The organism is Achromobacter sp., from assembly GCF_032113835.1.
Lineage (GTDB): Bacteria > Pseudomonadota > Gammaproteobacteria > Burkholderiales > Burkholderiaceae_B > Achromobacter.
Map to the genome: position 1 here is coordinate 1 of NZ_DAMCTG010000046.1, position 12,338 is coordinate 12,338.

The following is a 12,338-nucleotide window of genomic DNA, read 5'->3' on the forward strand; positions in this document are numbered from 1 at the left end:
GCTGCCGCTACCGCCGACCAAACGTTCGCCAAGCTGGAAAACGGCAACACCGTCAGCGTTGGCGCAGGCGCCACCGGCGTGACGTACACGTACGACGCCGCCAACAAGAACTTCACGTTCACCGACAAGTCGGCTTCGAACGCTGCTGCCGTTACCGCCCTGGCCACCTCGCTGCGCCCGGCCACCGGCACCACGACCGCCACCTACACGCACAGCAACGGCTCGGCTTCGACCTCGTTCGACGTGGACGCGACCGGCAAGGTCACCATCGGCGGCCAAGACGCGTTCCTGGACGCCGCTGGCAACCTGACCACCAACAGCTCCAGCGCCACGGCTGCTACGCTCGACTCCGTCATGGCTGCAGCCTCGAACGGCAGCGGCGGCGCCGGCAACTCGTCGGTCTCGATCGGCGGCAAGACGTACTCGAACACCGGTACGGCCGGCCAACTGTCGTTCACCAACACCATCGCCACCGATGCGCTGCTGGCCAACGTCAAGGCCAACGCCACCGCCGGCGGCGTGATCGTCAAGCTGGGTCAAGGCATCACCAGCGCCAACGTCACGTTCACGAGCGGCAAGTCGACCGACACGTATGTCGACGACAAGGGCACGTTCACCACGACCAAGACGTACGACACGACCTACACCGTTGACCCGAACACGGGCAAGGCCACGGTCAAGAGCGGCACGGGCACCGGCGACTACGAAGCCAAGATCGGCAAGGAAGCCAAGGTCAACAGCTCCGGCAAGCTGACCACGGAAGACACCAGCGCTGGCACGAAGACGACCGACCCGCTGAAGACGCTGGACGCCGCCTTCACGAAGCTGGACAAGCTGACCGGCGAACTGGGTGCTGTGCAGAACCGTCTGGAATCGACGATCGCCAACCTGAACAACGTGGTCAACAACCTCTCCAACGCTCGTTCGCGTATTCAAGACGCCGACTACGCCACGGAAGTGTCGAACATGTCCAAGGCTCAGATCCTGCAACAAGCTGGCACCTCGGTTCTGGCGCAAGCCAACCAAGTGCCGCAAACCGTGCTGTCGCTGCTGCGTTAATTCTCGGCAAACGGTACGAACAGCCAGGAAAGCCACGGCTTTTCCGGCTGCAGACCGGGCAAGGCCCTTCGCGCCTTACCCGGTCGCCCCAAAAACCCGCTTCTGGCGGGTTTTTTTTCGTCTGCCGGGCGTCGGGCGCTTTGGGGAAAGTGGCGCGGAATTCCGACGCTGATTCGCGGAATGAACAGAGGCGCCGATTCGTAGAATTGCCTCATTCCTCGTACTCCGGGCTTCTCGCCTGTCCGTCACCCGCATCCATGTCGAATCCGGCTTACCACTACCGTCAGGCAACCGCCGAACCGGGACTTCTGGCGACCAGCCACTCCCCCCTGAACCTGCGGGCCACCGCCTATCTCTATGGCGTGGAGACGCCGGCGCTGGACAAGGCCCGCGTGCTTGGCGTGGGCTGCGGCACCGGCAAGGGGCTTTTTCCCTTCGCCCTGACCTACCCCGAGGCGCAGGTCACCGGCATCCACGCGTCTGAAGCCGTCATCGCGCAAGGCCGCGAAATGGCCGCCGCGCTGGGCCTGACGAATATCCAGCTGCTGGCGCAGGACTATGCCCAGTTGGATCCGGGCGCCGGCCCCTTCGACTACATCATCGTCACCGGCCTTTACAGCTATCTGCCGCCAGGCGAGGCGCAAGCCCTGCTTGAGCGCTGCGGCCGGCTGCTGTCGCCCAACGGCATCCTGTACGTGGACTACCACGTCTACCCCGGCGCGAAAGCCCAGGAAGTCGTGCGCGACGCCATCATGCTGCACGGACACGCCGCGCAGACGGACGACCAGTTCCGCGCCAGCGCGCTGGCGGCGCTGACGCTGTTCAAGGAAGGGATCGCGCCGTCCAATCCGATCGGCAATCCGCTCGCGACGGCCGCGGCACAGTTCCAGCGCGCCCTCGATGGCCAGACGCAGGACACGGTGGTCCCGGTCGCCAGCAATCCCTGCTACTTCGTGGAATTTGCGGGCCGGGCGGCCGAAGCCGGACTGGGTTACGTGGGCGATGCCCAGCCCCTGTCCGAAATCGCACTGAACATGGGGCAGAACGTATCGCTGACCCACAGCCTGCTGACCATGGGCCAGCCGGCCAGCGTCAGGCAGCAATACCTGGACTTCGCAACCGGACGCGGATTCCGGCAAAGTCTCTTCACCACCCAGGCCGCCGCCGAGCAGCTGCAGCCGCGGCCCGACATGAGCCGGCTCAAGGACCTGCGCTGGGCGTGCGGCGCGCAGCGCCTGGCCGCCAACGGGCAGGAAGTGGGCGCGACCTATGTGAACCACCTGGGCCGCGGCTTGGTGACCACGGACGCGCACATGGTCAAGCTGATGGACACGCTTGCCCATGCCTGGCCGGGATCCCTGCCGTATACGACGCTGGTCGCCGTGCTGATGCACGCGGAAGGGCTGGACGACGGCGCCGCACGCAAGCTGCTGGACAAGTCCCTGACGACGCTGATGGAGCACGATCTGGCGCATTTCTGCGTCGATGCGGGCCCTTACGACCGTGAGGACAATGCGCAGGTCCGCCCGGTAGCCTGCCTGAACGTGGCGCTTTCAGAACAGCTTGCGGATGGCGTTCCGCTGCGGTTCAACCTGTGGCACGAACCCGTCAAGCTCATCCTGACGCCCGATTTTCAGACCATGGCGGACCGGCTTGCCCAAGGGCTGCCTCTGCTTCAGGTCAGCACCGCCCCCGAGGCCAAGGACGAAGGGATCCCGCGAGACACCTCGGGCCTCCTGGAACTGCTGGGCCTGCTCAAGCGCTATGGCCTGCTGCAAGGCTCGGCGTCGGCATGGGCCGCGCTGCTGAACGAGGCGCTGACCGCAAGCCACGGCGACGCCCAGCTCTTCGGGTTGTATGTCGGCGCCCTGGCGCGCGTCAGCCTGAATCAGCGCGTTCTGGCTGCAGGCTCGATGGCAGGCGGCCTGCCGCCCGCCGCGGCGACACTGGCCATGCGCATCCAGGACCTTCTGACCGAACGGCAATACGACAAGGCTGAAGGCCTGGCGCGCCAGCTTATCAAGACGGTCCCGGGCGCTTCCGCGGCCTGGGAGCCGCTGGCCGTCACGCTGTGCAACTCGGGCAGGTTCCGCCAGGCGCTCGCGCCCACGCTCAAGATGCTGGAATTGGCCCCTGCGCGGGCCCAGAGCCACATCATCCTGTCGTCCTGCCTGACGGCGCTAACGCGCACGTCCGAAGCCATCGGCGCCGCGCGCCGCGCCGTGGAGCTGGCGCCGCGCGATGCGTCCACGCACGGCGTGCTGGGCGATGCGCTGTGTTCCGAACTCCGTTACAAGGAAGCGCAGGCGAGCTGCCTGATCGCGCTGTCGCTGGATCCCTATCAGGAGAAAGCCAGGACGAACCTGGGCAAGATCCTGCTGGACCGTGGCGATGCGGAAGGCGCTGTAACCGCCGCCAAGGCCGCGATCTCGCTGGCGCCCAAGGCGCTCATTGCGCACAACAACCTGCTGTTCTCCCTGAACTACTCCCCGTCCGCGACGGCGGAAGAAGTGTTCGAGGCCTACCGCCAGTTCAACCAGGTCCACTGCGAAGGCTTGCGGTCGACATGGCGTCCGCACGCGAACACCCGTGACGCGAAGCGCCGCATCCGCGTGGCGTACGTGTCGCCGGACTTCCGCCAGCATTCGGGCAACAACTTCATCGAGCCCCTGCTGTCCCATCACGACCGCGAGAACGTCGAAGTGCACGCCTATGCGGAGTTCGTCGCGGAAGACCCCGTCACGACGCGCTTCAAGACCTACTTCGATGCCTGGACGCCCACCGCCGGCATGAGCGACGCGGCGCTGGCCGACCGCATCCGCGCCGATGGCATCGACATCCTGATCGACGTCGCCGGCCATACCGGCGGCAACCGGCTGGGCGTGTTCGCCCGCAAGCCTGCGCCCATCTCGCTGACGTGGCTGGGCTTCGGCTACACGACGGGCCTCAACGCCATCGACTACATCATGAGCGATGAGGTCATGGCGCCCACGGGCAGCGAAGCGCTGTTCTCGGAAAAGCCCTGGCGCCTGGCCGACAGCAACTTCGTCTACCGCGCCGGCGCGGGCATGGGCGAGTGCAACGACCTGCCGGCGCAGAAGAACGGCTACGTCACCTTCGGCAGCCTCACCCGTGCGATCCGCATGAACGACAAGGTCGTCGGCGTGTGGGCGGAGATCCTGCGCCGCGTGCCGCAGTCGCGCCTGATCGTCAACAGCCGCAGCTACAAGGACGGCCCGATGCGCGAGGAGCTGGCCAGCCGCTTCGGCGCGCACGGCATCGCGCGCGACCGTCTGCTGATCGGCTGGGACAGCCCCCCGTGGGACATCCTGCGCAGCATGGACATCGGCCTGGACTGCTTCCCCCACAACTCGGGCGTGACGCTGGTCGAGACCCTTTACATGGGCGTGCCGTACGTCACCCTCGCCAGCCGCCCCAGCGTCGGCCGGATCGGCAGTTCGATCCTGCACGGCATCCAGCGCCCCGAGTGGGTCGCGCAGACCGAGGTCGAATACGTGGAGAAGGTCGTCGCGCTGGCGAGCGACCTGCCCGCCCTTGCAAAGATCCGCGGCGGCCTGCGCGACGAAATGCACGCCAGCCCCCTGATGAACGAACCCGCCTTTGCGCGCAAGTTCGAAGGCGCGCTGCGCGAAATGTTCAAGAACTGGTGCGAATCCCAAGCATGAAAGCAATCATCCTGGCCGGCGGCCTTGGCACCCGGATTTCCGAAGAGACCCACACACGCCCCAAGCCGATGATCGAGATCGGCGGGCGGCCCATCCTGTGGCACATCATGAAGACCTATTCCGCCCACGGCGTGAACGACTTCGTGATCTGCTGCGGCTACAAGGGCTACATGATCAAGGAGTACTTCGCCAACTACTTCCTGCACATGTCCGACGTCACGTTCGACATGGCCGACAACCGCATGGAAGTGCATCAGCGCAAGGCCGAACCCTGGCGCGTGACGCTGGTGGACACCGGCGAAAACACGATGACCGGCGGGCGCCTGAAGCGCGTGGCCGACTATGTGAAGGAAGACGAGGCGTTCTGCTTTACGTATGGCGACGGCGTGGCCGATATCGACATCACCGCCCTGCTTGCCTTTCACCGCAAGCACGGCAAGGCCGCCACCGTGACCGCCGTGCAGCCCCCGGGCCGTTATGGCGCGCTGCGCCGCGAAGGCGATCAGGTCACGGGCTTTGCGGAAAAGCCGCGCGGCGACGGCGGTCTGATCAACGGCGGCTTCTTCGTGCTGTCGCCCAGCGTGCTCAAGCTGATCGAGGACGACGATTGCACGTGGGAACTCGGACCGCTGGAAGCGCTGAGCCGCGACGGCCAGCTCCACGCCTACGAACACCTGGGCTTCTGGCAGCCCATGGACACGCTGCGCGAAAAGAACCTGCTGGAATCCTTGTGGAGCACGGGCAAGGCGCCATGGAAAGTCTGGTAACGCCGAATGCCGGTTTCTGGCGCGGCAAGCGCGTCCTCCTGACCGGTCACACCGGCTTCAAGGGCGGCTGGCTGGCGATCTGGCTGCATCGGCTGGGCGCACAGGTGACAGGCGTGGCCCTGCCGCCGTGCACGGAACCCAGCCTGTATCAGGCCGCCAGCATCGGCGCCCTGATCGGCAGCCACTATTGCGACATCCGCGACGCCGCCGCGCTGCGCGAACAGGTGCTGGCCGCCCGTCCGGACGTCGTCTTGCATCTGGCCGCGCAGGCGCTGGTGCGGCCGAGCTATGCGCAGCCGGTCGAGACCTTTGCCGCCAACATCATGGGCACGGCGCATCTGCTGGACGCCCTGCGCGCCACGCCGTCGGCGCGGGTCGCGGTCATGGTCACGACCGACAAGGTCTACCGCAACAACGAATGGCCGTACCCGTACCGCGAGAACGACGCGCTGGGCGGACATGACCCCTACAGCGCCAGCAAGGCCGCCAGCGAACTGGTCGTCGCGTCGTATCGCGACGCCTTCCTGCGCGAGCAGGGCCTGGCCGTCGCCAGCGCGCGCGCCGGCAATGTGATCGGCGGCGGCGACTGGTCGGCGGACCGCCTGCTGCCTGACGCCGTGCGCGCCTGGCGCGGCGGCGGAGATCTCCATGTGCGGCGCCCGCAGTCGGTGCGTCCGTGGCAGCACGTCCTGGAACCGCTTGCCGGCTACCTAACCCTTGCGGAAAAGCTGTGGAACACGCCCGCGCTGGCGGACGCCTACAACTTCGGCCCCGATGCGGCCGAGGCGGCGCCTGTGCGCACCGTGGTGGACCTGGCCCTGTCCGCTTACGGCAAGGGCCGCGTGGTCTATGCCGAACAGATCGAAGGCCCGCATGAAGCCGGCCTGCTCACCCTGGATACATCCAAGGCGCGCGCCGTGTTGAACGTGGCGCCCCGCTGGGCGCTGTCGCAGGCGGTGACGCACAGCATGGACTGGTACCGGCGGTTCGACGCCGGCGAAGATGCGCAGGCGCTGTGCCATGCCGACATCGACCGCTACGAGGCGCGCGCATGAGCCTCGCCATCCTCGATACCCCGATCGCCGGCCTGAAGGTCGTGCAGCGCCATCCGCGCGGCGACACGCGCGGCTTTCTGGCGCGGCTGTTCGATGCGGCCGATCTGGCGGCATGCGGCTGGACCGGCCCGGTCGCCCAGGTCAACCATACCTATACGGCGCAGGCTGGCACGGTCCGCGGCATGCACTACCAGTTGCCGCCCTTTGCGGAAATGAAGCTGGTGAGCTGCATCCGCGGTGTGGTCTGGGATGTGGCCATCGATCTGCGGCAGGGCTCGCCCACGTTCCTGCAATGGCATGCCGAACGCCTGTCGGCGGACAACGGCCGCGCGCTGCTGATTCCCGAAGGCTTCGCCCACGGGTTCCAGACGCTGACGGACGACGTGGAAATGCTGTATTGCCACTCCGCCCCCTACGCCCCGCAGGCCGAAGCCGGCCTGCATTTCCAGGAGGCCCGCGTCGGCATCTCCTGGCCCGCCCCCCCTACCCTGGTGTCCGAGCGCGATCAGCAACACCCGCGCCTGGACGCTGCCTATTCTGGAGTCGCACTGTGAAGTGCCGCCATTGCCAGGCCGACTTGCGCCTGCCCTTTCTCGACCTGGGTCACGCCCCGCCATCCAACGCCTACCTGAGCGAAGCGGCGTTGCGCGGTCCGGAGACCTGGTTCCCCCTGCGCATCCTCGTGTGCGAGTCCTGCTGGCTGGTCCAGACGGAAGACCACGCGGGCCGCGAAGCGCTGTTCACCGACGACTACGCCTACTTCAGCTCGTTCTCGTCGTCATGGCTGGCGCATTCGCGCCGCTACGTGGATGCGATGATCGGCCGTTTCGGCCTGGGCAAGGACAGCATGGTCGCCGAGATCGCGGCCAACGACGGCTATCTGCTGCAGTACGTCAAGGACGCCGGCATTCCCTGCTACGGCGTGGAACCCACCGCCAGCACGGCGCAAGCCGCGCGCGACCGCGGCATCGACATCGTGCAGCGCTTCTTCGGCGTGGAGCTGGGCGACGAGCTGACCGATACGGGACGCGCCGCCGACCTGATCGCCGCCAACAACGTGTTGGCGCATGTGCCGGACATCAACGATTTTGTCTCGGGCTTTGCCGCGCTGCTCAAGCCGCAAGGCGTGGCGACGTTCGAGTTTCCGCACCTGCTGCGCATGGTGCAGGAAGGCCAGTTCGACACGGTCTATCACGAGCACTACTCGTACCTGTCGCTCACAGCGGTCTCGCGCATTTTCACGGCAAACGGCCTGTCGGTGTTCGACGTCGAGCACCTGGGTACGCACGGCGGCAGCCTGCGCGTCTTCGCGCAGCGGCTGGACACCGGCAAGCATGAGGTCAGCGCGGAAGTCGCGCGCACGCTGGACGAAGAACAGCGCGCCGGCGTCGCCGGGCCGGACTTCTACGCGCGCTTCCAGCAGCAGGCCGAACGCGTCAAGAATGATCTGCTGGCATTCCTGGTCGAACTGCGCCGCGGCGGCAAGCGCATCGCCGCATACGGTGCGGCGGCCAAGGGCAATACGCTGCTGAACTTTGCCGGGGTGCGTCCGGATCTGCTGCCCTACGTGGTGGACCTGAACCCCGCCAAGCAGGACAAGTACCTGCCGGGCAGCCACATTCCGATCGTGGCCGAAGCCCGGCTGCGCGAGGACCGGCCCGAGTACATCCTGATCCTGCCCTGGAATCTGAAGACCGAGGTGTCGGAACAGCTTGCCTACGCGCGTCATGAATGGGGCGCCAAGCTGGTCACGGCAATTCCTTCGCTTTCCATCGACAGCGGCCCGCACGCATGAATCGCCAGCCGGTCACCGTTCTGGGCGCCTCGGGCTTCATCGGCCGCCATCTGGTCGCGCGCCTGCGCGCCGATGGCGTCGCCTGTGACGCCCCGCCGCGCCAGGACGCGGACGTGTTGCGCCGCCCGCTGGGGCACGTGATCTACGCAATCGGCCTGACCTCGGACTTTCGCAGCCGTCCGCTCGACACCGTCGAGGCGCACGTGTGCCTGCTGCGCAGTCTGCTTGCCCAGGGCGATTTCGACAGTCTGACCTACCTGTCCAGCACACGCGTCTATGCGGGCGTTAACGACACGCGTGAAAGCGCGACGCTGCGCGTCAATCCGAACGACGCGAGCGACCTATACAACCTGTCCAAGCTCATGGGCGAGTCGCTCTGCCTGCATGGGGGACGGCCCGCCAAGGTGGCGCGACTGTCCAACATCGTGGGCCTGCGCGACACGCCGGACAGCTTCATCGACCAATTGCTGGAGGAATGCGCGCGCGACGGCCGCATCACGCTGCGCACCGCGCTGGCCTCCCGCAAGGACTACCTACATATCGACGACGCGGTCTCGCAGATTCTGGCGATCGCGCTATCCGACGCCAACGGCATCTTCAACGTCGCGCACGGCGCGGGCGTTGAAAACCGCGAGGTCGCCGCTTGCCTGCAGGACGTCATGGGCTATCCCGTATCCGTCGCGCCCGACGCGCCGGAATGGGCCTTCGACGACATCGACGTGACCCGCACGCAGGCGCTGTGCCGCCAGCCCCCTCGTCCGTTTTCCGAATTTTTCCCGAATTTTCTAGCGCAGTACCGTCTGCACAAAGGAATCTGAATGTCCTACCTTGAAACCACGCCCGACGCGCATCCGGAATACCGCCAGGAAAAGGAAGCCCGCATTGCCGGCTTTGCCAAAGACCAGGAATTCCGCGAGCTCTCCATTGCCTGGCGCCAGATGGCGCTGGAGCGCAAGTACATGAACAACTTCTCGTGGGCAGGCCGGCCGCTCATCCAGCTGCCCATGGACGCCATGGCCATGCAGGAGCTGATCTGGGCCGTGAAGCCGGACCTGATCATCGAGACGGGTATCGCCCACGGCGGCTCGCTGATGCTGTCGGCCTCCATGCTGCAACTGCTGGGCGCAGGCGAAGTGGTCGGCGTGGATATCGAAATCCGCGAGCACAATCGCAAGGCCATCGAGTCCCATCCGCTGGCCAAGCGCATTCATCTCATCGAGGGCTCCAGCATCGACCCGGCGACGATTGCACAAGTGCGCGCGCATGCCGAGGGCAAGAAGAACATCATGGTGTGCCTGGATTCCAACCACACCCACGACCACGTGCTGGCCGAACTGAATGCCTACGCGGATCTCGTCAGCGTGGGAAGCTACTGCGTTGTCTTCGACACCTTTGTGGAAGACATGCCGGCCGACTACGAGTGGCCCGGCCGCCACTGGGGCAAGGGCAACAACCCCAAGACGGCGGTCTGGGAATGGATCAAGCAGCACCCCGAGTTTGAGATCGACCGCTCGGTCGAAGACCGCCTGCTCGTCACGTCCGCGCCGGACGGCTTCCTGCGCCGCAAGGCCTGATTGCGCGGCGGCCTGACAGCATGATCCAGATCGATCCCACCGCGCGCGTGTCCGCGCTTGCCGATATCGAGGATTCGACCCGCGGCACGCGCATCGTGGTCGGCCCGCGTGCGGTGATCGATTCCTTCGTGAAGATCAAGCCCGCGGGCGGCGCGGGCGACGTCGAGATCGGGCCGGAGTGCGTCATCAATTCCGGCTGCGTGCTCTACACCGGCAACGGCATCCGCATGGGTGCACGCGTGGCGGTGGCGGCCAACTGCACCTTCGCCCCGGCCAACCATGAATTCCGCCGTCGCGACCTGCCCATCCGCGAGCAGGGCTTCCGGCCCAGCAAGGGCGGCATCGTGATCGAGGACGACGTCTGGATCGGCGCCAACTGCGTGCTGCTGGACGGCGCGGTGCTGCGTCAGGGCTGCGTCATCGCGGCGGGCAGCGTGGTGCGCGGCGAAGTCGAGGCGTATTCGATACAAGGCGGCAATCCCATGAAGCTGCTGGGACGCCGGGAAGCGACGGGAGACTGACGCGGCGGGTGGGACGCGTGACGGAAACTCGGGCCAAGCGGCCGATTTTCGGTCCTATTCCCCGGTTGCCCCCTGCGGACATGCCTCATAATTGCGTCCGCAGCTTTTGTATCTATATCTTTCACGACATGACCGCCACGCCTCCCGATCCACTCGCTACGCAGCACGACGGCACTCCGGATCAAGATGACCAGGGGCCGGGGGACACGCAGACCCTGCGCCTGCGCGAAGAAAACCGCGCCCTGCGCGAGCTTCTGGCTGCGCAGGTACAGGCGTCGCTGCCGCGTCAGGAGCCGGGCTGGTTCAAGCGCCTGTGCTGGTGGCTGATCTCGGCGCCGGGCGCGGCGCTGGTCGGCTGGCGCAGCCTGTTCGGCCGCGAGGACGGCGAACCCATCACGCGCCGCAATGTGGGCCGCGCGACGATGACCGTGATCTATACGCTGGCCATCTATGGCGCACTGGTGCTGCTGGTGGTGTCGTGGAATTCCCCCAACATTGCAACGTCGGGCGCGACCTCCGCCAGCCCGGTGCGCGTGCCGTTGACGCCGCCGCCTACCGTGCAGCCGGAATCGAACACCGCTGGCGCACCGTCTTTCGATCGCGGGCAAGGGGAAACAGGTTCTGGGCCGGCATCGCCTGCGGCGGGGTCGTCGTCCGGAGCATCGACCGGGACCGAACCGACAGACGCATCGCCCGCGACGGCTGAAACGGGACCAGGCGCATCCTCGCCCTCCGCGCCCGCCCCTGCCACGTCGGATCGCGCAACGCCGGCGGATTCGTCCAACGCGTCCAATGGTGCGACGCCAACGGCTTCCGCCACCGCCTCGGCTGGATCGCCGCCGCATGCGCCCTCGACCGAGCCAGATCGTTCCACGTCATCGGCTTCCTCCAACGCACCCGCCGCGCCGCAATCGACGCTGCGCATCACCGAAATTCCCGCGCCGGATCCGCTGGCTTGGGTCGCCGCGCTCGATGGAGCACTCGCTCAGTGCGCGGAACTCGGATTCTTTGAGCGCCCCGAATGCGCATGGGCCGCACGCAAGCAATACTGCGAACCGAATCAGGGTTGGGGCAAAGTGAAGGAATGCCCGGCGCAGCCTTAGTGCGCCACAAGTGAAGTTATGCCCGGCGCAGCCTTCGTGCGCCACAAGTGAAGGTATGCCCGGCGCAGCCTTCGTGCGCCCCCATGGTCAATGTGCCCCTCGCCAGACAGCGCCGACGCGAGACGCCGCGCCTGTCACATGCCCGCCACGAACCCACGCCACAATGCACTGCGGCTCGCGATCATTGCGAAATGTTTTGCATCATTCGATTGACGTGCCCCATAATGCGACTTGCTTCGGCCATTGATCCGGCCTCACATCACCAGGACACCTAGACCATGGATGCTTCCGTCAACAACACCGTCAATTCCGCTCTGGCCTTGCGCGACGCGAACCTCATGATGGAAGTGCAGGCATCGGTGACGAAGAAGGCGATCAACGCCCAAGCCGACTCGGTCGCAACGCTGCTGCAATCGCTGCCGGTGCTGGCCATCGACGGCACGCTGGGTTCGCGCATCAACACCCACGCGTAAATCCACACCACGCGGCAATCCGCCGCAACGCAAAGAACGAACATCAGCCGCCCACGGGCGGCTTTTTCGTGGCCGGCCCGCAGAGACGCGCAGCGGCGGCCGACTGCAGGTGAGGTGTCTGACACCTTCTGATGAGGTGTCTGACACCCTGGAGAGATCCGCTTCAAGTTTCACCACCGCCTCAAGGGTGTCAGACACCGCCGCACCGCCATAAGCAGGGCCAGAGTATTTCTCTGATGATGTGTCTGACACCCTGGAGAGATCCACTTCAAGTTTCACCACCGCCTCAAGGGTGTCAGACACCG

Annotated in this window: 11 protein-coding genes; all 11 read left to right on the forward strand. The window is 66.1% G+C overall.

Annotation, left to right across the window (positions count from 1 at the left end; translation table 11 throughout):
* A partial coding sequence (locus RT697_RS16540) for a flagellin (RefSeq protein WP_313700298.1) occupies positions 1–1,059 on the forward strand: 1,059 nt, incomplete at its 5' end.
* Between the two features lie 257 nt (positions 1,060–1,316).
* On the forward strand, positions 1,317–4,745 hold the full coding sequence (locus tag RT697_RS16545) for a methyltransferase domain-containing protein (RefSeq protein ID WP_313700299.1): 3,429 nt from the start codon (positions 1,317–1,319) through the stop codon (positions 4,743–4,745).
* The gene (rfbF, locus tag RT697_RS16550) at positions 4,742–5,512 is read left to right on the forward strand and encodes a glucose-1-phosphate cytidylyltransferase (protein ID WP_313700300.1); all 771 of its coding nucleotides are present in this window, start codon (positions 4,742–4,744) and stop codon (positions 5,510–5,512) included. Before RT697_RS16545 ends, rfbF begins: the two co-directional genes overlap by 4 nt.
* The gene (gene rfbG / locus RT697_RS16555) at positions 5,497–6,567 is read left to right on the forward strand and encodes a CDP-glucose 4,6-dehydratase (RefSeq protein ID WP_313700301.1); all 1,071 of its coding nucleotides are present in this window, start codon (positions 5,497–5,499) and stop codon (positions 6,565–6,567) included. Before rfbF ends, rfbG begins: the two co-directional genes overlap by 16 nt.
* Complete coding sequence (locus RT697_RS16560) at positions 6,564–7,121, forward strand: dTDP-4-dehydrorhamnose 3,5-epimerase family protein (protein ID WP_313700302.1); 558 nt, start codon at positions 6,564–6,566, stop codon at positions 7,119–7,121. Before rfbG ends, RT697_RS16560 begins: the two co-directional genes overlap by 4 nt.
* Positions 7,118–8,362 (forward strand): class I SAM-dependent methyltransferase, encoded by a 1,245-nt coding sequence (locus RT697_RS16565; RefSeq protein WP_313700304.1) that lies wholly within the window; start codon positions 7,118–7,120, stop codon positions 8,360–8,362. Before RT697_RS16560 ends, RT697_RS16565 begins: the two co-directional genes overlap by 4 nt.
* The gene (locus RT697_RS16570) at positions 8,359–9,180 is read left to right on the forward strand and encodes an NAD-dependent epimerase/dehydratase family protein (protein WP_313700306.1); all 822 of its coding nucleotides are present in this window, start codon (positions 8,359–8,361) and stop codon (positions 9,178–9,180) included. The genes RT697_RS16565 and RT697_RS16570 overlap by 4 nt, the downstream gene beginning before the upstream one ends.
* A complete protein-coding gene (locus tag RT697_RS16575) occupies positions 9,181–9,936 on the forward strand; it encodes a cephalosporin hydroxylase family protein (protein ID WP_313700308.1) in 756 nt (251 codons plus the stop codon).
* Positions 9,937–9,956: 20 nt separating this feature from the next.
* Entirely contained in the window at positions 9,957–10,457 is a 501-nt protein-coding gene (locus RT697_RS16580; RefSeq protein WP_191578119.1) for an acyltransferase, read from the forward strand.
* A 128-nt stretch (positions 10,458–10,585) separates the two neighbouring features.
* The gene (locus RT697_RS16585) at positions 10,586–11,560 is read left to right on the forward strand and encodes a hypothetical protein (protein ID WP_313700309.1); all 975 of its coding nucleotides are present in this window, start codon (positions 10,586–10,588) and stop codon (positions 11,558–11,560) included.
* Between the two features lie 278 nt (positions 11,561–11,838).
* Positions 11,839–12,033 (forward strand): putative motility protein, encoded by a 195-nt coding sequence (locus RT697_RS16590; RefSeq protein ID WP_056316520.1) that lies wholly within the window; start codon positions 11,839–11,841, stop codon positions 12,031–12,033.
* Positions 12,034–12,338 lie beyond the last annotated feature (305 nt).

Bases quoted from the DNA above. Each gene is read 5' to 3' on its own strand.
- RT697_RS16570 (WP_313700306.1), top strand. From the start codon at position 8,359: ATGAATCGCCAGCCGGTCACCGTTCTGGGCGCCTCGGGCTTCATCGGC.
- RT697_RS16545 (WP_313700299.1), top strand. From the start codon at position 1,317: ATGTCGAATCCGGCTTACCACTACCGTCAGGCAACCGCCGAACCGGGA.
- RT697_RS16590 (WP_056316520.1), top strand. From the start codon at position 11,839: ATGGATGCTTCCGTCAACAACACCGTCAATTCCGCTCTGGCCTTGCGC.
- RT697_RS16575 (WP_313700308.1), top strand. From the start codon at position 9,181: ATGTCCTACCTTGAAACCACGCCCGACGCGCATCCGGAATACCGCCAG.
- RT697_RS16560 (WP_313700302.1), top strand. From the start codon at position 6,564: ATGAGCCTCGCCATCCTCGATACCCCGATCGCCGGCCTGAAGGTCGTG.
- rfbF (WP_313700300.1), top strand. From the start codon at position 4,742: ATGAAAGCAATCATCCTGGCCGGCGGCCTTGGCACCCGGATTTCCGAA.
- RT697_RS16585 (WP_313700309.1), top strand. From the start codon at position 10,586: ATGACCGCCACGCCTCCCGATCCACTCGCTACGCAGCACGACGGCACT.
- rfbG (WP_313700301.1), top strand. From the start codon at position 5,497: ATGGAAAGTCTGGTAACGCCGAATGCCGGTTTCTGGCGCGGCAAGCGC.
- RT697_RS16580 (WP_191578119.1), top strand. From the start codon at position 9,957: ATGATCCAGATCGATCCCACCGCGCGCGTGTCCGCGCTTGCCGATATC.